General features: G+C 71.0%; 17 protein-coding genes. 12 read left to right on the top strand and 5 right to left on the bottom strand.

Features of this window, described 5'->3' with window-relative positions:
• Positions 1 to 2 precede the first annotated feature (2 nt).
• The 3 genes from KZI27_RS14300 to KZI27_RS14290 are packed head-to-tail and all read right to left on the bottom strand — an operon-like array spanning position 3 to position 3,015.
• A complete protein-coding gene (locus tag KZI27_RS14300) occupies positions 3 to 707 on the bottom strand; it encodes a glycosyltransferase (RefSeq protein WP_222658140.1) in 705 nt (234 codons plus the stop codon).
• Positions 704 to 2,059, bottom strand: coding sequence for a bifunctional PIG-L family deacetylase/class I SAM-dependent methyltransferase (locus tag KZI27_RS14295; protein WP_261783906.1), 1,356 nt, complete (start codon positions 2,057 to 2,059; stop codon positions 704 to 706). Before KZI27_RS14295 ends, KZI27_RS14300 begins: the two co-directional genes overlap by 4 nt.
• Positions 2,056 to 3,015: an acyl-CoA dehydrogenase gene (locus KZI27_RS14290; RefSeq protein WP_261783905.1), complete on the bottom strand. Its 960-nt coding sequence runs from the start codon at positions 3,013 to 3,015 to the stop codon at positions 2,056 to 2,058. Before KZI27_RS14290 ends, KZI27_RS14295 begins: the two co-directional genes overlap by 4 nt.
• Before the next feature lie 180 nt (positions 3,016 to 3,195).
• Between KZI27_RS14290 and KZI27_RS14285 the strand changes: the two genes are divergently transcribed.
• The 6 genes from KZI27_RS14285 to KZI27_RS14260 all read left to right on the top strand — a co-directional run bounded on the left by KZI27_RS14285 (position 3,196) and on the right by KZI27_RS14260 (position 9,370).
• On the top strand, positions 3,196 to 4,641 hold the full coding sequence (locus KZI27_RS14285; RefSeq protein WP_261783904.1) for an oligosaccharide flippase family protein: 1,446 nt from the start codon (positions 3,196 to 3,198) through the stop codon (positions 4,639 to 4,641).
• A gap of 69 nt (positions 4,642 to 4,710) precedes the next feature.
• The gene (locus tag KZI27_RS14280; RefSeq protein ID WP_017888661.1) at positions 4,711 to 5,451 is read left to right on the top strand and encodes a response regulator transcription factor; all 741 of its coding nucleotides are present in this window, start codon (positions 4,711 to 4,713) and stop codon (positions 5,449 to 5,451) included.
• Entirely contained in the window at positions 5,448 to 6,941 is a 1,494-nt protein-coding gene (locus tag KZI27_RS14275; RefSeq protein ID WP_222658136.1) for a sensor histidine kinase, read from the top strand. The genes KZI27_RS14280 and KZI27_RS14275 overlap by 4 nt, the downstream gene beginning before the upstream one ends.
• Positions 6,942 to 7,224: 283 nt before the next feature.
• Entirely contained in the window at positions 7,225 to 7,740 is a 516-nt protein-coding gene (gene rplJ / locus KZI27_RS14270; RefSeq protein ID WP_111084245.1) for a 50S ribosomal protein L10, read from the top strand.
• Positions 7,741 to 7,791: 51 nt separating this feature from the next.
• A complete protein-coding gene (gene rplL, locus KZI27_RS14265; RefSeq protein WP_222658135.1) occupies positions 7,792 to 8,172 on the top strand; it encodes a 50S ribosomal protein L7/L12 in 381 nt (126 codons plus the stop codon).
• Positions 8,173 to 8,452: 280 nt separating this feature from the next.
• Positions 8,453 to 9,370, top strand: coding sequence for a type IV toxin-antitoxin system AbiEi family antitoxin domain-containing protein (locus KZI27_RS14260; protein WP_222658134.1), 918 nt, complete (start codon positions 8,453 to 8,455; stop codon positions 9,368 to 9,370).
• Between the two features lie 168 nt (positions 9,371 to 9,538).
• On the opposite strand, the gene KZI27_RS14255 is transcribed toward KZI27_RS14260, so the two are convergent.
• Positions 9,539 to 10,963: an amino acid permease gene (locus KZI27_RS14255; protein WP_222658133.1), complete on the bottom strand. Its 1,425-nt coding sequence runs from the start codon at positions 10,961 to 10,963 to the stop codon at positions 9,539 to 9,541.
• 141 nt (positions 10,964 to 11,104) lie between these two features.
• On the opposite strand from KZI27_RS14255, the gene KZI27_RS14250 reads away from it, so the two are divergent.
• The 5 genes from KZI27_RS14250 (at position 11,105) to KZI27_RS14230 (ending at position 17,822) form a co-directional block, all read left to right on the top strand.
• The gene (locus tag KZI27_RS14250) at positions 11,105 to 12,988 is read left to right on the top strand and encodes an ABC transporter ATP-binding protein (protein WP_261783903.1); all 1,884 of its coding nucleotides are present in this window, start codon (positions 11,105 to 11,107) and stop codon (positions 12,986 to 12,988) included.
• A gap of 181 nt (positions 12,989 to 13,169) precedes the next feature.
• Positions 13,170 to 14,534 (top strand): cystathionine beta-synthase, encoded by a 1,365-nt coding sequence (locus tag KZI27_RS14245; protein ID WP_222658132.1) that lies wholly within the window; start codon positions 13,170 to 13,172, stop codon positions 14,532 to 14,534.
• A 14-nt stretch (positions 14,535 to 14,548) separates the two neighbouring features.
• Entirely contained in the window at positions 14,549 to 15,694 is a 1,146-nt protein-coding gene (locus KZI27_RS14240; protein WP_222658131.1) for a cystathionine gamma-synthase, read from the top strand.
• A gap of 123 nt (positions 15,695 to 15,817) precedes the next feature.
• A complete protein-coding gene (locus KZI27_RS14235; RefSeq protein WP_222658130.1) occupies positions 15,818 to 17,218 on the top strand; it encodes an MFS transporter in 1,401 nt (466 codons plus the stop codon).
• Between the two features lies 1 nt (position 17,219).
• Positions 17,220 to 17,822: a substrate-binding domain-containing protein gene (locus KZI27_RS14230; protein ID WP_222658129.1), complete on the top strand. Its 603-nt coding sequence runs from the start codon at positions 17,220 to 17,222 to the stop codon at positions 17,820 to 17,822.
• 61 nt (positions 17,823 to 17,883) lie between these two features.
• Here KZI27_RS14230 and KZI27_RS14225 read toward each other — a convergent pair whose 3' ends face one another.
• On the bottom strand, positions 17,884 to 18,465 hold the full coding sequence (locus KZI27_RS14225) for a TetR/AcrR family transcriptional regulator (RefSeq protein WP_222658128.1): 582 nt from the start codon (positions 18,463 to 18,465) through the stop codon (positions 17,884 to 17,886).
• Between the two features lie 226 nt (positions 18,466 to 18,691).
• Here KZI27_RS14225 and KZI27_RS14220 point away from each other — a divergent pair, with 226 nt between their 5' ends.
• On the top strand, positions 18,692 to 19,948 hold the full coding sequence (locus tag KZI27_RS14220) for a multidrug effflux MFS transporter (RefSeq protein WP_123313816.1): 1,257 nt from the start codon (positions 18,692 to 18,694) through the stop codon (positions 19,946 to 19,948).
• Positions 19,949 to 19,970: the final 22 nt, after the last annotated feature.

Below are 19,970 nucleotides of genomic sequence, written 5' to 3'. Positions count from 1 at the left end.
TGTCAGCTCGCGTCGCCGTACTGCAGCCGCAGGTGCTCCGCGTACCCGCCCGGGGTACGTCCGGCGAACCGGCCGCTCGTGACGACCGGCAGGTCGATCGTGGCGTCGACCCGCAGGCCGAGGGCTTGCGCACGGCCGACCAACCGCACGTCCTCGTGTTCGGGGACCGGGTCGAACCCGCCGACGGCCAAGTAGGCGGCTGCGAGTACGCCGAGGTTGGCGCCGTGCACGTGCCCGAGGGCCGCGCCCGGCGGGTGCGCCGCGATCCACCGCTCGAGCACGACCGGGTCGAGGTCGTCGGGATCGGGCACCACGGCACCCACCAGGAGGTGCGCGCCGGAGGTGAAGGCATCCGCCTGCTGCACGAGCCAACCGTCCGGCACCCTCGAGTCAGCGTCGGTGTGCGCGAGCCAGCGCCGTGACGGGGCTGCCGGGTGGGTTCGCAACGCGTGCGCGGTCCCGACCGTTCGTGCCCGACCGACACCGAGGTGCTCGGTTCGCAGGGCAGCGACGGGATACCGCTCGACGACGGCAGCGGTGCCGTCGGTGCAGCCGTCGAGCACGACCGTGACGGCCACGTCGAACTCCGGGCGCTCCGCTCCGAGCCGGTCGGCTGCCCGCGACAGCGCGCCGAGGCAGGCACCGATGCGGTCCTCCTCGTCGTGCGCGGGGACGACGACGTCGATCCGTGGTCGCTCGCTGGTCATCGGACCAGCCGTTCGGCACGGGCGACGGAGGGGACCGCTGCGCCCGGCAGCACCGTGAGCACGAAGTCCTCCTCGATGTGCCGGACGAGTGCCGGACGCGGCCACCGCGCCGTCAGTCGAGCGTCGACGGCGTCACCGCCCGACACCGCCTCGTCGTCCGGGTGGCGCCAGTGGCAGGCGACCAGGACCCCGTCGTCGTCGAGCGAGCCGAGGACTCGGTCGATCGTCGCGTCCAGGTCAGCGGGGGACAGGTAGTAGCCGACCTCCGACATCACCACGAGGTCCCACCGGCCCACCGGCCACTCCTCGGGGAGTGCGGCCTGCGCGAACCGGGCGCCCGGTGCACGACGGGCAGCACGTTCCAGCGGGGCCGCCGAGATGTCCGTGCCCAGGACGGCGTCCGCTCGTTCGGTCAGCGCCGCAGTGAGGACCCCGGTCGCGCAGCCGAGTTCGAGCGCCGATCGGTACCGCGCACGGGGCAGCGAGGCAAGGGTCACCGCACGCTTGCGTCGCTCGTACCAGGATCCTTCGAAGTCCCATCCCTCGGGCTTCCGCTCGTAGTGGGCGTCGAACGACTCCCGCGATCGCGACGTCGCGGCGGCCGGGACGAGGAACCACTCGGTCGTGCGCAGGTGGTGTGCGGCGTGCCGACCGTCGACGATCGCCTCGTCGCCGACCGCCGGTGACAGTGGTGTGGTCTGCGACGGGTAGGACTCGAGTGCGGCCCGCTTCCGGGCGAGCGCGTCCTCGGTGAGCGTGAAGGCCCGGGCCGCGTCCCAGGGTGCCGCCGATGCCGCCGGGTCGTCCCAGTGCCACGTCCAGATCGGGTACGCGAGCAGCGACGCGTCGGCCCGACGCGCCGCGAGCTCTTCTGCGACCTCACCGGCGATGCGGTGGTCGCGGTGTCCGTCGCCGGACCACGGCGCGACGACCAGCGTCGGACCGACGGCGGTGTCGACGGCGCGCTCGAGGGCGGCGGCTACCTCGGAGCGGTGCTCCCGCGTCGCGCCGTCGGGGATGCCGAGCGAGGTCGATCCCGCTCCGGGAGCGAGGACGCGGAGTGCCGCGGTGAACTCGTCGTCGCGGACGGCGGCAAGCTCGTCCGGGGTCGTGGTGGGGGAGTCCGGGTGCGAGTGCTCGCCACGGGTGAGCAGCAGTACCTGCACGGGGATGCCTCGGGCCGCTGCGCTCGCGATGAGGCCGCCGGCGCCGAGGGTCTCGTCGTCCGGGTGCGGAGCGACGACGACCACGGTTCCGATGTCGTCCAGGTCGACCGGTTCCGCCCGACGGTCGTCGAGGAACGCGGTCCACGCTGCCGGGTCGGTGCCCGGCTCGCGGTGATCGAAGCTCACCACGCCACACCGCCGCGCTCGACGACGATCCGGCCGATGCGCGCGAGGTCGCGGGTGCCGTGGTCCTGTAGGACGTACAGCTCGAGGTCGGCCACCCGTGCGGCGACCGTCGGATCCGTGGTCAGGGGCGCTGGCCCCACGGTGGTGACGACCCGCTCACGCACGGCGGCCGCGGCGCGTCGAACCCGGGACCGCACGGTCTGCGCGAGCAGGGACCAGTCCGGACCGGTGGCGGCTCCGTCGACCGCCGTGGCGTCGATCTCCGCTGCTGCTCCGGCGAGGGCGTCCTCGGCGTCGGCGAGGTCGAGCACAGTGGCGCCGAGGGCGGCCTGCAGCAATTCGGAGTCGGGGTGGTCGCCGGCCAGGTCGCGGAGGACCCTGCCGAGGCCGACGGCGCCGCCCCACCAGCACGCGGCCACACCGATCCCGCCCCAGGCGAACCCGGGGCGGGTGAGGTACCAGCCCGGAGCACCGACCGGTTCGGCGCGGACACCGCGGAAGTCGACCGGGCTGCTCGGTACGTCGGGCATCCCACGGGCCACCCAGGTCTCGTCGTGCGTCGTGACCCCGTCCTGGCGCAGGTCCACGGTGACCAGGACCCGATCGTCGCCGACGTGCGCGGTGACCAGGGCGTGGGACAGCGACGACGCGAGCGAGCACCACGGCTTCGTGCCCTCGAGGATGACGCTCCCGTCGGCCTGCGGCGCGGCGTCGAGCCGGAGACCCGGGCCCTCGGCGGCGAACACACCCCACGTCGAGCCGCGGGGTGCGTCGATCCCGGCCTGGGCGAGGATGCCGAGCGCATCGAGGTGGGGTTCGACGGTGCGGGCGAGGGCGACGTCCGCGGCCGCGACGGCAGCAAGGGCCGCGAAGAAGCCACCGGCGGTCCCGGCCGCGAGCGCGGGGAGGTCAGACGCGAGGGTCCGGGCGAACGCGAGCCGCTCGTCGGGAGACACGCCGAGCCTCCTGGCAGAACGCTCGATCGTCGGGAGGTCCGCATCCATCGCGGACGGTGGCCAGGTCGTGGCACGCAGCATGCCGGCCACGCTACGGCGATGCGACCGGGTGCGTTCACGGGCGAGCGGAAGGAGGAGAGCCGAGTCAGTATGCTGAACATGTGATATTTTGAATGCGTGATGTTCTTGCGGAGTGGGGTACTGAGTCTCAGTGGCACGTTGCTCCGCGCCGGGGTCCAGATCGCCGCCAACCTCGTTGTCGCTCGGATCCTCGGGCCGGAACACTACGGGCAAGCCGCCGTCGTCCTCGGTCTCTCCGTCGTCCTCGAGCTGGTGCGCAGCGGCGGGTTCGCGTCCGTCGTGCTGCGCTCAGGCGACCAGCCCGTGGCGGTACTCGCAGCTCTCCACCGCATGAGCGCGCTCGCCGGGCTCGCACTCGGCCTCGTCGTCGCGTCGGTGGGGATCGCGTTCCTCACCCTCGCCCCGGAAGATCCCTACGGCGTGCTGCTGCTCACGATCGCGGTGGCGTTCCCCATCTCCGGTACGGCAGCCGTCCCCATCGCGACGATGGTGCAGCGATCGGAGATGGGACGGGTGGTCGCCGTCGAGTCGACCGCCGCCGTCGTCGGTGCGGTCATCGCAGTGGCATTGGCCGTGGCCGGCGCAGGCCCCCTTGCCGTCATCGCGCAGGTCGTCGTGATGTGGATCATCGTCGGGGTCGGCATCACCATGCTGCGCCGCGTCCCGTGGGTACCCCGCGACGACGTCGCGCCTTGGTCGACCGTCCGGCCGATGGTGGGTCTGGCCGTGGACGTCTCCCTCGTGCAGGTCATCTCCATGGTGTCGCGGACGGGGGACCGGGTCCTGGCGATCGCGCTCTTCGGGCCGGCTGCGTCCGGGTTCTGGACGCAGGCGAACCAACTGGTCTCCATGCCCCTCGACCAGGTCGGCGCAGCCGTGCAGCGCATCGCCGTCCCGGCCCTCGCCGCTGCCGGGTCGGCGAAGTTGCTCGATCGCAGCCGTCAGTTCGTCGCGGCGACGACTCTCCTCGTCTGGCCGGTCCTCGCGCTGCTCGGGGTGCTCGCCGAGGACGTCGTCGGGTTGCTCTTCGGTCCGACCTGGCGATCGACGGCAGACCTCGTCCCCTTCATCGCCGTGGCGGGCGCCGCGCAGGCCCTCGGGTGCGTGCCGGTTTGGTTCTTCGTGTCCAGCGGCCGAGTCCGTGCGCAAGTGCGATGGGTCCTGGTCGCGCAGCCGGTCACGGTCCTCGCACTGGTCGTCGGGTCGGTGTGGGGTGTCCGCGGCATGGCGATCGGTTCCGCTGCTGCCGCGGTGTCACTCGTCCTGCCGTCGTTCGCCGTCGCGTTGCGCGGGAGTGGTCTCAGCACGTGGCGCGTGGTCTCGGCTGCCGGCCCGGCCGCGCTCGTCGCGTCCGTCGCGGGTGGGAGCGCCTGGCTGGCGCAGTCCGTGGCACCGACCGACGCGTTCTCCGCGGTGCTCGTCCCCGCCGTGAGTGGACTGCTGACCGGCTGCCTGGCCGCTGTTGCCTTCCCGTCCTCTCGCGGATGGTTGCGGACGCGCTCCCGGTTGCGCACACCGGAGTCCGAGGCGGCGGCGACCCGTTGATCGCAGACCCACAGTCGGATGACGGCCGACCCACAGAGTGCTCATAGGAATTCCTCGATACTCGAAGACGTGACCATCTCCCAGCCTGCAGCAGCCCCGCGCCTCACGCGTGCCGACGGAACCCCGTTGCGCATCCTGGTCGTCGACGACGAAGCCAGCCTCACCGACCTGTTGTCCATGGCGCTCCGCTACGAGGGCTGGGACGTCAAGAGCGCGAACGGCGGGCAGGACGCCCTGACGACGGCGCGGGAGTTCAAGCCCGACGCGATGGTCCTCGACGTCATGATGCCGGACCTCGACGGTCTGCAGGTGCTCAGCCGACTGCGGCAGAACAACGACGACACCCCGGTGCTGTTCCTCACCGCGAAGGACTCCGTCGAGGACCGCGTGACCGGTCTGACGGCAGGCGGCGACGACTACGTCACGAAGCCGTTCTCCCTCGAGGAGGTCGTCGCGCGGCTGCGTGGCCTCATCCGCCGCTCGCAGATCTCGATCTCCGAGGCGGGCGACTCCCGCATCGTCGTCGGCGACCTGGTGCTCGACGAGGAATCGTACGAGGTGCACCGTGCCGGCCGGCCGATCGAGCTGACCGCCACCGAGTTCGAGCTCCTCCGCTTCCTGATGCGCAACCCCCGTCGCGTGCTGTCGAAGGCGCAGATCCTGGACCGTGTGTGGTCGTACGACTTCGGCGGGAAGTCCTCGGTCGTCGAGATCTACATCTCCTACCTGCGCAAGAAGATCGACGCCGGCGAGACCCCGATGATCCACACGGTCCGCGGCGTCGGGTACGTCATCAAGCCCACCTCGTGACCCTCCGGCGTCGGCTCGTCCTGAGCATCGTCGCGCTCGTCGTCGCCGTCAGCGCGGTGATCGGGGCGGTGAGCATCATCGCGCTCTCCTCGATCCAGACCAACGCGATCGACCAGCAGATCACGGGCGCCACGCACCGCGCGCAGCGGTACCTGCAGCAGAACGAGTCGGGGCAGCCGGGCATCGACCTCACGCGGCTGTCCGGGCAGGCCGCCGGGACCCTGACTGCTTACTTCGTCGACGGGCAGGTCGTCATCGCGAACGTGCTCGACGAGTACGGGCGCCCGGGCGGGATCACCCAGTCGAGCGTGGCGGCACTCGGCACGGTGCGCGTCGGTGCCGATCCGACCACGGTCGACCTCGGTTCCGGCATCGGCCGCTACCGGATCACGGCAGTGGACGTCGGTCCTGCCGTGCTGGTCGTCGGACTGCCGATGGCGTCGGTCTACGACAGCGTCTGGAAACTGTTCTGGGTGGTCGTCATCGTCGTCGCCGCCGCGCTGCTCGCCGCGTCGATCGTCGCCGCCGTGGTGGTCCGGCGTTCGCTGCGGCCACTCGAACGCGTCGCCGAGACCGCGTCGACCGTTGCCCGGATGCCGCTCGACCGCAGCGACGCCCTGGACGGCGTCCGAGTGCCGGACACCGACCCGCGCACCGAGGTGGGCCGGGTCGGCAGCGCCTTCAACCGGATGCTCGGGCACATCGCAGGCGCCATGCAGGCGCGGGAACGGTCCGAACAGAAGGTCCGGCAGTTCGTCGCGGACGCCTCGCACGAGCTCCGCACCCCGCTCGCGTCGGTCCGCGGGTACGCCGAACTCACCCGGCGGATGGGCGGTGACCTGCCGAAGGACGTCGTCTACGCGATGAGCCGCATCGAGTCCGAGTCCATCCGGATGACGTCGATGGTCGAGGACCTGCTGCTCCTCGCCCGCCTCGACGAGGGTCGCGAGATCCAGTTCGACGAGGTCGACCTGACCGGACTGGTGCTCGACGCCGTGAACGACGCGCACGCCGCCTCGCCGGAGCACGTCATCGAGATCGACGTGCCGTCGTCGCCCGTCGTGGTCGTGGGGGACGCCGCGCGCCTGCACCAGGTCATCGTGAACCTCGTCACCAACGCCAGGACCCACACCCCCGAGGGCACGCGCATCACCGTGGGCCTCGCGCCTTCACCATCGGGCCCCGGTGTCGACCTGACCGTCCGGGACACCGGGCAGGGCATCGACCCGGAGTTCCTGCCGAAGCTGTTCGAGCGGTTCGCCCGCGCCGACAGCTCCCGGTCGCGCACCGTGGGGTCGACGGGGCTCGGCCTCGCGATCGTGGACGCGGTCGTGCAGGCGCACGGCGGCAGCGTCGAGGTGGCGAGCGTGCCCGGCGACACGGTGTTCACGGTCCACCTGCCGGTGGATCCCGCCGCGGCGGCGGCATCCGCGTCGGACGCGTCTGCTGACTGGTCGGGGACGCCCGCTGCGGTGGACGCGACCCACTGACGACCGGGAGGCGCGGTGCGGGCCCGCACCGTGCCTCCAGGCCGCCGTTTGGTGTCGTCCACCGCATCTGGTACTGTTCTCGAAGCCAAAGACCGCCGGATGTCGTGCTGCTTGCAAAGTGTTTGTGAACATCACGACCGAAGGTCCTCACTCGTGAGGCATCCCGCGCAGGTGTTCCGAACCACTCCCGCCGTCAGGTGAGAGCAGCTCCGAGCCTCTGCGCCGGAGCTTTTTTCATGTGTGGAGACCTGGGGCTAGCCGGCAAGAAACCCCAAGGAGAACCATGGCGAACAAGGAAGCTGCGGTCGCCGAGCTCACGGAGTCCTTCCGTAGCTCGAACGCCGTTCTGCTCACCGAGTACCGCGGTCTCACGGTCGCGCAGCTCAAGGAGCTCCGTAACTCGATCCGTGAGCACGCCACGTACGCCGTGGTGAAGAACACGCTGACCAAGATCGCGGCGAACAACGCCGGCATCTCCTCGTTCGACGAGGAACTCGCCGGTCCGTCCGCTCTCGCCTTCGTCCACGGTGACACCGTCGCCGTCGCGAAGTCGCTGCGTGCATTCGCCAAGGCGAACCCCGAGCTCGTGGTGAAGGGTGGTTACTTCGACGGTAACCCGCTCTCCGCGACCGAGGTGGACAAGCTCGCCGACCTCGAGTCCCGTGAAGTTCTGCTCGGCAAGCTCGCCGGCGCCTTCAAGGCCTCGCTGTTCGGTGCTGCGTACCTGTTCCAGGCCCCGCTCTCGCAGGCCGTCCGCACCGTGGACGCCCTTCGCGAGAAGCAGGAGTCCGCGGCCTGATCAGGCTCGCGTTCCACAACCACACGTATTAGCTAGTAGTAGGAGAAAATCATGGCGAAGCTTTCGCAGGACGAGCTCATCGAGGCCTTCAAGGAGCTCACGCTCATCGAGCTCTCGGACTTCGTGAAGAAGTTCGAAGAGGTCTTCGAGGTCACCGCTGCTGCCCCGGCCGCTGCTGCCGCTCCGGCCGCCGCTGCCCCGGTCGAGGCCGCTGAGGAGAAGACCGAGTTCGACGTCATCCTCAAGTCCGCTGGTGACAAGAAGATCCAGGTCATCAAGGAGGTCCGTGGCCTGACGTCGCTCGGCCTCGGTGAGGCCAAGGCGCTCGTCGAGACCGCCGACGCCAAGATCCTCGAGGGTGCGAACAAGGAGACCGCCGACAAGGCGAAGGCGACCCTCGAGGCCGCTGGCGCCACGATCGAGCTCGCGTAGTCTCGACCGTTCGGTTCACGAAGGCCGCTACCCCTCGGGGTGGCGGCCTTCGTCGTGCGCGGGTGTGTGCGTGCGTGCGTGCCCGAGAGGCGCTTCCGCCAAAGCGACAGAGTGCCGCCAACTGTTCGCGGGATTCTGTCGCGATGGCAACAGATTCAGCCGCTCATCGCTGAGATCTGTCGCTGTGGCAGGACACCGTTGACGCCGGGGAGGCGCGGCGGTTGTCCACAGATCGGCTCCGGACCCTGAGACCGGTCGTTCCGAGCGACAGTGTGCTGTCATGCACCCTGCCAACGCGATCGAGATCTTCCGCACGAACGACCTCGACCGGGCTGGTGCGCGCCATCTCCAGCGACGGCAGCGGATCGATGAGCTCGTGCGCGTCCGGCACGGCGTCTACGTCGAACGTGCGCCGTGGGAGGGACTGGACGGCCGCGGTCGACACCTCGTCCGGATGCGGGCCGTCATCCCGTTGCTCCGGTCCGGCACGGTCTTCGCGCTCGACTCGGCCGCCGCGGTGTTCGGTGTGCCACGACTCGATCCGTGGCCCGAGCGTGTCCACGCCGTGGACGCCGGGATAGCGCACGATCGGCACCGTGTGGGACTGACCGTCCACGCCGGAGCGCCCGAGCCGTCCGGGAAGCTGTTCCACGGTGCCCCGTTCACCGCGCTGGCCCAGACCACCGTGGAGAACGCCCGCCGTGGCACCCTCGCGGATGCGGTCGTCGGGCTCGATCACGCGTTGCGGAGCGGTGTCGGCCGCGGGGAACTCCAGCGTCTGTGTGCCGCCGCTGGTCCGTGGGGATCGGCACGACTCGAGCAGGCCCTGATGATCTGCGACGAGCGCCACGAGTCGGTCGGGGAGTCGTTCCTGGCGGCCCGCGCCGCCGAGCTGCACTGTCCGGACTGGGAACCGCAGCACGAGTTCCGCGCACCGGACGGCCGTGTCGACCGTGTCGACTTCTGGCTCCCACGTCAGGGAATCGTCGTGGAGTTCGACGGTCGACAGAAGTACGAGGACCCCGGGATGCTGGGAGGGAGGACCGGCGCCGAGGCTGTGTGGGCCGAGAAGCAGCGTGAGGACCGCGTCCGGGGACGATCAGAGGTGAACGGCTTCGTCCGCGTCTACTGGGAACACGTCGTGGCACCGGAACGACTTCGGTCGCTGTTCCGACAGCACGGCGTGCCGTGCCGCTGATGGTGAAACCCATCCGTGCTGCCAGGGCGACACTTCTTGCCGGAGCCAGGCCGAGCCTCCCGTCAAAGCGACAGATGTCAGCAAACAGTTGGCGGAACCTTGTCGCTTTGCCGGATGCGGCTCAGGGGTACCGCGGGGTCGCTCAGCGCGAGCCTCGGCCGGCGCGGGTCAGCGCAGGGTGCTGTGGCGGCGGCCGTAGGCCAGGTAGAGCACGGCGCCGACGACCATCCAGATGCCGAATGCGATCCACGTCGTGGCGCCGAGGAAGACCGCGAGGAGCACGCAGCTGAGGGCACCGAGGACCGGCACGACGGGGAACAGCGGGACGCGGTACGAGCGCTCGAGGTCGGGCTGCGAGCGGCGGAGCACGATGACCGACACGTTCACGAGCGCGAACGCCACCAGGGTGCCGATGCTCGTCGCGTCGGCGAGTTCGCCCAGCGGCACGAGGGCGGCGACGATCGTCACCGCGATGCCGATGATCAGCGTGTTCGCGATCGGGGTGCCGGTGCGGCGCGAGACCCGACCGAAGACCTTCGGGACGAGGCCGTCGCGAGCCATGGTGAGCAGGATCCGGGTCTGTCCGTAGAGCACGGTCAGCACGACGCTCGCGATCGCGACGACCGCACCGATCGAGAAGACCAGCGCGACGAGGGGCTGGCCCGTGACGTCGACCACGATGCGGACGAGCGAGGCCTCGGACGACGAGAACTCCGTCCACGAACGGGCACCGATCGCGGCGATGGCGACGAGGATGTACAGCGCCGTGATGAGCGCGATCGAACCGATGATCGCCCGGGGGAGGTCGCGGCGGGGGTTCTTCGCCTCCTCGCCTGCGGTGGACGCGGCATCGAAACCGATGTACGAGAAGAAGAGCCGGGACGCCGCGGCGGTCACCCCGGCGGCACCCATCGGTGCGAGCGGTTCGAAGTTCTGCGCCTGGAAGGCCGTGAAGGCGACGACCACGAAGAACACGAGCAGTGCGATCTTCACGACGACCATGACGGTGTTCACCCAGGCGCTCTCGCGGGCTCCGGGGATCAGGACCACGGTGGCGAGCAGGACCAGGACGGCCGCCGGAAGGTTCACGACGCCGCCGTCCACCGGGGGCGCGGACAGCGCCGTCGGCAGGTGCAGCCCGAACACGCGCAGGGTCTCGTCGACGTACTCGCTCGCGCCGACCGCGACCGCTGCCACCGACACGGCGTACTCGAGGACGAGGCACCACCCGCACACCCAGGCGATGCCCTCGCCCATGGTGGCGTAGGTGTACGAGTAGCTCGACCCCGAGGTCGGGACTGCTCCGGCCATCTCGGCGTAGGACAGCGCCGAGAGCAGGGCGGCGATCCCGGCTACCACGAAGGAGATCCACACGGCCGGCCCCGCGAGCGGCACGGCCGTGCCGAGCACGACCAGGATGCCGGTGCCGAGGGTCGCGCCGACGCTGATCATCGTCAGGTGCCAGACGCCGAGGGACCGGCGGAGCGGTTCACCGTTGACGCCGACGGCCGCCTCGGACTGCAGCTGCTCGATCGGCTTGCGGCGGGCGAGCTGCCGGCGGAGGGACGTGGGACGGGACGGCGCGGACGTCATGGGACCTCGGTGGTGCGGGGGCGGGGACGGCACATGCTCGCACGCCCCCTGAACGGGGTCAAATACACCCGCCGGACCGCACGGCGGAACGGTGACCGACGAGCGCGCGCCGATGTCCGACCGCGAGGATACGGTTGCTCCATGAGCATGGGCGGCGGGATGCGCGGTGGCGGTGGTCCGCGCGGCGGCGGCCGGATCTCGAGCGGTGACTTCCGTGCGCAGAAGGCCGCCAACGCCGAGGCGCCGAAGATCCCGCACCTGGTGAAACGGATCGCGGGGCTGTTCGTCCCGCACCGCAGGGCCATCATCCTGACGGTCGTCCTGGTCCTGATCGGCGCCGCCATCTCGGTGATCCCGCCGCTGTTGACGCAGCAGGCCTTCGACCGAGGCCTCTTCCCGCCGTCCGGCAGACCCGACGTCCCGGTGCTGGTCGAGCTCGTGTCGGCGATGGTGCTCCTCTGGATCGCGAGCGCCGGGGTGGGCGTCTGGCAGACCTACCTGACGGCGACGGTCGGCAACAAGGTGATGGGCGCCTTGCGGATGCGCCTGTTCGGGCACCTGCAGCGGATGGAGCTCGCGTTCTTCACCCGCACCAAGACCGGCGTGATCCAGTCCCGCCTGCAGAACGACGTCGGCGGCGTCGCGAGCGTCCTGAACAACACGATCTCGTCGGTGCTCGGCAACACCGTCACGGTCATCGCCGCCATCGTCGCGATGCTCCTGCTGAGCTGGCAGATGACCCTGGTCGCGGTCGTGCTGCTGCCGCTCCTGGTCATCGCGCAACGTCGGGTCGGCCAGGTCCGTGCGCGCATCGCCGGGCAGACGCAGGAGTCACTGTCCGACATGACGGCGATCACGCAAGAGGCCCTGAGCGTCTCCGGCATCCTGCTGGCCAAGAGCTTCAACCAGCAGCGCAGTGAGACCCGCCGCTACGGTGACGAGAACCGCAACCAGATCCAGCTGCAGGTCCGCCAGCAGATGTCCGGACAGTGGTTCTTCGCCATCGTGCAGATCTTCCTGTCGATCATCCCGGCGGTCATCTACCTCGTCGCTGCCTGGCTGATCATCGGCGACGTCCCGATCACCGCCGGCACCATCGTCGCGTTCACGACGGTGCAGTCGCGCCTGCTGTTCCCGACGGTCGGACTGCTCCGGGTGGTGCTCGACCTGCAGACCTCCGGAGCGCTGTTCGCCCGTATCTTCGAGTACTTCGACCTGCAGCCCGCGATCACGGACTCGCCCACCGCGAAGCCCGTCGACGACACCATGGTCGGTCACGTCGCCTTCGACGACGTGACGTTCACGTACCCGGACGGCGAGCCCGACAAGCCGACGCTCCGCGGGGTGTCTTTCGCGCTCCGGCCCGGCCAGTTCGCCGCCTTCGTCGGTCCGTCGGGCGCGGGCAAGACCACCGTGTCGTACCTGGTGCCGCGGTTGTACGAGGCGACCGCGGGCTCCGTGCGGTTCGCCGGGCAGGACGTCCGCGACCTCGTGCACGAGGACCTCATGCGCCACGTGGGGATCGTCAGCCAGGAGACCTACCTGTTCCACGCGACGATCGGCGACAACCTGCGCTACGCCAAACCGGACGCCACCGACGACGAGGTCGAACGGGCGGCGCGGGCAGCGAACATCCACGACACGATCGCCTCGTTCCCGGACGGCTACGACACCGTCGTGGGGGAGCGCGGGTACCGCCTGTCCGGCGGTGAGAAGCAGCGGATCGCCATCGCCCGGGTGCTCCTCAAGGACCCGCCGGTGCTGGTGCTCGACGAGGCCACGAGCGCGCTGGACTCGATCTCGGAACGCGTGGTGCAGACCGCGCTCGACACCGCTGCTGCCGGGCGCACCACGATCTCGATCGCGCACCGATTGTCGACGATCCGCGACGCCGACGTCATCTTCGTGCTCGACCACGGTCGGATCGTCGAGCAGGGCACGCACGACGAACTCCTCGCGCTCGACGGCACCTACGCGCTCCTGCACCGGCAGCAGAACACGCCGGCCGACGCCGTCGGCCGCTGACCCCACCGATCACGGCCACCGACGCAAGGACGGGTGCGCTGATCGGACACGCACCCCCAGACCGGACGGGAGGCCCGTGGCGGCCCCGCCACGGGCCTCCCGTCCGGTGCGGCGCACGACCAGGGCGAGGCGCGCGTCACGACCCAGCAGAACGCGGTGTCCGCGTCCTAGACTCGGCCTCGTGCGTTACGCGAACTCCGTGGTCGACCTCGTCGGCGACACCCCGCTCGTCAAGCTCAACCGCGTCACCGAGGGGGTGCGCGCGACCGTCCTGGTGAAGGTCGAGTACCTGAACCCCGGCGGATCGTCGAAGGACCGCATCGCGACGCGGATCATCGACGCGGCCGAGGCCTCCGGTGACCTGGGACCCGGCGGCACGATCGTCGAACCCACCTCGGGCAACACCGGGGTCGGACTCGCGCTCGTCGCTCAGCAGCGCGGCTACCGGTGCGTGTTCGTGCTGCCGGACAAGGTCGGCGAGGACAAGCGCAACGTCCTGACGGCGTACGGCGCCGAGATCGTCGTCACGCCGACGGCGGTTCCGCCGGAGCACCCGGAGTCGTACTACTCGGTGTCCGACCGGCTCGTCCGCGAGATCCCGGGCGCCTACAAGCCGAACCAGTACGCGAACCCGAACGGGCCCCGCAGCCACTACGAGACCACCGGTCCGGAGATCTGGCGCGACACCGAGCAGCAGATCACCCACTTCGTCGCGGGCGTCGGGACGGGTGGCACGATCTCGGGGACCGGGCGCTTCCTGAAGGAGGCGTCCGACGGCCGTGTCCGCATCGTCGGGGCCGACCCCGAGGGCTCGGTCTACTCCGGCGGCACCGGCCGTCCGTACCTGGTCGAGGGCGTCGGCGAGGACTTCTGGCCGACCGCGTACGACCCCGAGGTGCCGGACGAGATCATCGCGGTTTCGGACGCCGACTCATTCGCGATGACCCGACGCCTGGCGCGGGAAGAGGGCCTGCTCGTGGGTGGGTCCAGCGGCATGGCGGTCGTCGCGGCGTTGCGGGCCGCCCGTGACCTGACCGAGGACGACGTCGTCGTGGTGCTGCTGCCCGACGGTGGCCGCGGCTACCTCGGCAAGATCTTCAACGACCGGTGGATGCGCTCGTACGGCTTCGCCGAGACCGACGAGGCGCGGACCGTCGGCTCGCTCATCGCCGGCAAGGACGGCCGCCTGCCCGACCTGGTGCACGCGCACCCGGCGGACACCGTGCGCGACGTCGTCGACATCATGACCAAGTACGGGGTGTCCCAGATGCCCGTGCTCAGCGCGGAGCCGCCGGTCGTCATCGGCGAGGTCATCGGGGCCGTCGCCGAGAAGGACCTGCTCGAACAGGTCTTCACCGGCGCCGCGAAGATGGCGGACGCCCTGACCGGCTTCGTGGGCGAGCCGCTCCCGCTGATCGGTGTGGGCGAGTCCGTGTCCGCAGCGCGCCGGGCCCTCGAGACGGTGGACGCCCTGCTCGTCGTCGAGGACGGCAAGCCGGTCACGGTCCTGACCCGCCACGACCTCCTGACCTACCTCTCCGAGTAAGGAACGCAGCCAGCATGACCGAGTTCAGCACCCGCGCCATCCACGCCGGCCAGGAGCCCGACGGCCCCACCGGCGCGGTCATCCCGCCGATCCACCTGACGTCCACCTACGTGCAGGACGGCATCAGCGGCATGCGGAACGGCTACGAGTACTCCCGCGCCGGCAACCCGACGCGGGACTCCCTGCAGACGCTGCTCGCCGACCTCGACGGGGGCGTGGCCGCGTACTCGTTCGCCTCCGGCCTCGCCGCCGAGGACGCCCTGCTCCGGGCCGCGCTCCGCCCCGGCGCCCGCGTGGTGATGGGGAACGACGTGTACGGCGGGACCCACCGCCTGGTCAGCCGGCTGCACGTGCCGTGGGGTGTCGAGCTCGTCGTCGTCGACATGAGCGACCTCGACCAGGTCCGTGCCGCGCTGCAGGGTGCGCCGGAGGAGACGGTGCTCTGGGTCGAGACGCCGACCAACCCGCTCATGAAGATCGCCGACATCGCCGGACTCGCCACCCTCGGGCGCGAGGCGGGTGCGCTCGTCGTCGTGGACAACACCTTCGCCTCGCCGTACCTGCAGCAGCCGCTGTCGCTCGGCGCCGACGTCGTCGTGTACTCGACGACGAAGTACCTGGGCGGCCACTCCGACGTCGTCGGCGGCGCCGTGGTGCTCGCCGACCAGGAGCTCGCGGCGAAGGTGCAGTTCCTGCAGTTCGGCGCCGGTGCGATCTCGTCGCCGTTCGACGCCTTCCTGACCACCCGTGGCATCAAGACCCTCGCGGTGCGGATGGAGCGGCACTCCGCGAACGCGCAGGCCGTCGCCGAGGCGCTCGTCGCCGCGCCGGGCGTCGAGCGTGTCTACTACCCGGGACTCACCGACCACCCGGGGCACGACGTCGCGGCCCGCCAGATGCGCGGGTTCGGCGGGATGCTGTCCGTCGCACTGTCCGGCGGACCGGACGCGGCCCGGCGCTTCGCGGAGTCCACGGAGCTGTTCGCACTGGCCGAGTCCCTCGGGGGTGTGGAGTCGCTCATCGGGTACCCGAGCGAGATGACGCACGCCTCGGTGAAGGGCACGGAGCTGGCGGTGCCGGAGAACGTGGTGCGGTTGTCCGTCGGCATCGAGGACGCCGGCGACCTGGTCGCGGACCTGCAGCAGGCGCTCGCGCGCTGACGCGCTGACGCGCTCCCGCGGGACCGCGGCCTGCGGCGCGCTCGCGGCGGGTCCGCGGGACCGCGGTCTGCGGCGCCCTCCCGGCGGGTCCGTGGTGTCGCCCCTCGCCCCTACGATGAGCGGGTGAGCACCACGGCGACGAGGACGGGCCTGCTGAGCGGGCGCTACGCCCTCGCGACGATCGGGATGGTCGCGATCGTGGGCGTCGCGGCGTTCCAGAACCTCGCGATGACGACGATCATGCCGGTGATCAGTCGCGACCTGGACGGCGAGGCGCTCTACGCGCTGGCGTTCGCCGCGCCGCTCGCCGCCGGGGTGCCCGGCATGGTGCTCGCCGGCAACTGGACCGACCGCGCCGGCGGCCGGGTGGTCGCCTGGGTCTCCGCCCTGCTCTTCGCCGTGGGGACCGCCGTGGTCATGCTCGCGCCGACGATGGAGGTCTTCCTCGTCGGGCGCCTGGTCGAGGGCTTCGGCGCCGGCGCGATCGACGTCGTGCTCTACGTGCTCGTCGCACGGATCTTCCCCGCCGAACTGCACGGACCGGTCTTCGCCGGGTTCGCCGCCGCCTGGGTGGTGCCGGCGCTCATCGGCCCGGCGATCGCCGGCATCGTCACCGACACGTGGAACTGGCACTGGGTCTTCGCGGGGGCGCTCGTGATCGCCGTCGGTGCGTTCACCGTGCTCGTGCCGACACTCGGACGGCTGCAGGCACCGGCGGTCGAGCTGCGACCGCCGTGGCAGCGGGTACGGATCGGGTGGTCGGTCGCCGCGGCCGTGTCGATCCTGCTGCTCAACGTGGCGCCGGACCTGACCCCGTGGGGGATGGTGGCCGCGGTCCTGGTCGGCCTGGTCGGCACGTGGTTCGCCCTGCGGCCGCTGCTGCCGGCGGGCACCTTCCGCGCCGCCGCCGGGCTGCCCTCGGTGGTGCTGCTGCGCGGGCTCGTGGCGGCGTCGTTCTTCGGCAGCGAGGCGTACGTGCCGTTCCTGCTGCAGGCACAGCACGGCCTGTCCGCATCGGCCGCGGGGCTCGCGCTGACGGTCGCGGCGCTGAGCTGGGCGGCCTCGAGCTGGGTGCACGGCCGGCTGGGGGAGCAGCGACTGACCGCACGCCGGACCTTCGGCGTCGGACTCGCGCTGGTGCTCGTGAGCCTGCTGGCAGCGCTCGCGGTGGCGACGCTCGACCTGTCGTGGTGGGTGCTCGTCGCCGGGTGGTTCGTCGGCGGCGCGGGCATGGGCGCGATCTACCCGCGCACGTCGATGCTCACCCTGCGGTTCTCGGGCGAGGGCGACGACGGGTTCGCGAGCTCGGCGCTCACCATCGCCGACGCCGCGGGCAGCGTCATCGGCCTGGCGGTCACCGGACTGCTCTTCACCGCGACCGGCGGCGCCGACGGCACGGTGTCGTTCCCGCTCGTCTTCGCGGCGATGATCTGCTTCGCCGCACTGGCGGTCGCCGCGGTCCGGCGGCTCGGACCGGTCCCCGCGCCGGTGTCGTCGGCGTCGGCGGACCGCGCAGCCGGGTAGCGTGGCAAACCGGACCGAGAAGGAGACCCCCGTGGTGCGCATCGTCGCTGCAGCCGTCGTCCTGACGGCCGCCCTCGCGCTGGCCGGCTGCCAGGGCACGACGTCCGCTGCGCCCACGCCGGTGCAGAGCACGGACCTCACGAGCTCCGACGGCGGGTTCGACAAGCAGGCCGTGATCGGCGTCGTGCTGGTCCACGACGACACGGCCCTGGGCGAAGACCTGCGCACCGGCCTGTCCGACGCCGGCTTCCGTCCCGACGTCCGGGTCGCACCCGCGTCGGGTGCGGCGGCGTCCCAGCGGACCGCGGTCGCCCAGCTCGTCCGCAAGGGTGCCAAAGCACTGCTCGTGCACGCGGCTCGGCCGTCGGCGCTGACCGGGGTGATCCAGACGGCGCACGACGCCGGCGTCGTCGTGGTGTCGCTCGGTGACCCGCTGCCGGCGAGCGGCACGGGAGGCGACGGCGTGTCCGCCGACTACCGGGTGCCAGCAGGTGCCGACGACGCGGACCTGTCGGCCACCGCCGTCGAGGTCGTGCAGTCGTTGCAGCGCGGCGAGAAGCCGGAGACCGAACCGAGCGACGGCGACTCGACCGACGCCGAGTGACCGGTGCGGCTCAGCGCGGCGACACCAGGCCGGTCAGCGAGGTGCCACCAGACGGCTCAGTTCAGCTCCACCAGGCCGGGAACGACAGCGTGATCGTCTCGACCAGCGCCTTCCTCGAACGTCGGGGCCCGGCGAGCCAGGCCTCGATCGCGCCGACGAAGCCCTGCGCGACGTACCCGGCGGCCACGTCGTCGAGCAGTTCCGGCCGGCGTTCCGCGTCGAGCTCGCGGATGTGCAGGGCGCTCGACTCGGTGAAGTGGCCGACGAGCAGCCGGTGCAGTGACGCGTCGTTCGGGTCCGGCAGCGCCTTGGCGTAGATGTCGCGGTGCATGGTCACGTGCTCGACGACCGCGTTGATGCCCCGCCGCGTGATGGCCGCGAGTTCGGCCGCGTCGGCACCGCGCGCGGCGGCTGCCCGGCGGTCGTCGGCGTCGTCCTGACGGATGCGGTCGAGTTCCGGCGTCAGCACGTCGGCGAGCAGCGATCCGGGGGAGACCGCGTGCGAGTAGAACGTCGCGCGGTTGATGCCGGCGGCGCGGGTGACGTCGGCGACGGTGATCTCGGAGACGGGGCGGTCCGCCGCCAGCCGCAGGATCGCTTCGCGCAGGGCGGCGGTCGTGTGCAGGATCCGGGCATCCACCATGACGCCCACCCCCTTCTGATCCGGTTCACCCGGAGGCCCCCGAGCAGTCCGACGGTACCGCATGGCGCGGGATCGGTACGCGGACGAGCGACGGCAACACGCGGGCAATTCCGTGCCGAGCGCGTCGGGAGCGTTCGTTCGGCCCGTAAGATGGTTCCGCGGACGAATCGATTCGATCGACGCCGCGATCACCTCCTCACCCCTCACCGCCGAAGGACTCCTGCTCGTGACCGCGCCCGCCACCACCGGTTCGCTCCGGGTCGTCCTGCACCCCGGAGACTCGCTCTCCCGCGGGCAGCGACTCGTCTACGTCTTCGTCCTGGGCGCCCTGACGGCGCTCGGGCCGTTCACGATCGACCTGTACCTGCCGGCGTTCCCGGCCATCAAGGAGCAGTTCGGCGTCACCGACGGTGCCGTGCAGCTCACGCTCACGGCGACGACGCTCGGGTTCGCGTTCGGGCAGCTGCTCGTCGGTCCGTGGAGCGACAAGGTCGGGCGCCGACTGCCGCTCATCATCGCGACGACCGTGCACATCGCCGCGTCGATCGGTGCGGCGACCGCCCCCGACATCGAGCTCCTCGCGGTGTTCCGCGTGCTCCAGGGCATGGGTGCGGCCGCCGGCGGTGTCGTCGCGATGGCCACCGTCCGCGACCTGTTCGGCGGCAAGCCGCTGGTCCGGATGCTGTCCCGACTGGCGATGGTGAACGGGTTGGCGCCGATCCTCGCACCGCTCATCGGCTCGCAGATGCTCCAGTTCACCAGCTGGCGCGGCATCTTCGTGTTCCTCGCCTGCTACGGCTTGGCCGTGGTGATCGCGTCGATCCTGCTCATCGTCGAGACCCTGCCACCGGCCCGTCGCCGCGAAGCCGGGCACTCCACGATCGGCCAGCGGTACAAGGCGCTGTTCTCCGACCGGATCTTCGTCGGCGTCGCACTCATCGGGGCGATGGTGTTCAGCGGGCTGTTCTCGTACCTCAGCTCGTCGCCGTTCCTGTTCCAGGGCGTCTACGGACTCGACGCCCAGCAGTACGGCCTGCTCTTCGCCGTGAACTCGGTGGGCGTCGTGCTCGGTGTGCAGATATCCGCGCGGTTGGCGCAGCGCGTCGGTCCGCAGTGGATCCTGGCGTGCTCGACGGCGACCCTGTTCCTGGCGTCGATCGCGATCATCGTGCTCGACCAGGTCGGCGCGGGCCTCGTGGGCGTGCTCGTGCCCCTGTGGTTCTTCATCGCGGCCTGCGGGTTCTCGTTCCCGCTGGTCCAGGTCATCGGGCTCGCCGCCCACGGCAAGGAGGCCGGCACGGCAGCGTCCCTGCTCGGCGCCCTGAACTTCGGCGTCGCCGGCCTGATCTCGCCGATCGTGGGCTGGCTCGGCATCACGACCGCGACCCCGATGGCGATGGTGATGGCTTCGACCTCGGTGATGGCCATCCTGATCCTGTGGTTCGTGGTGCGGCCCCGGACGGTCCCAGAGCTCACACACTGACGGTTCGCACGCGACTCGGAAC

The sequence above is a fragment of the Curtobacterium sp. TC1 genome (assembly GCF_019844075.1).
In the GTDB taxonomy this organism is placed as follows: Bacteria; Actinomycetota; Actinomycetes; order Actinomycetales; family Microbacteriaceae; genus Curtobacterium.
The sequence above is the reverse complement of the archived record's forward strand: the minus strand, read 5'-3'. Positions and strand labels throughout refer to the sequence as shown.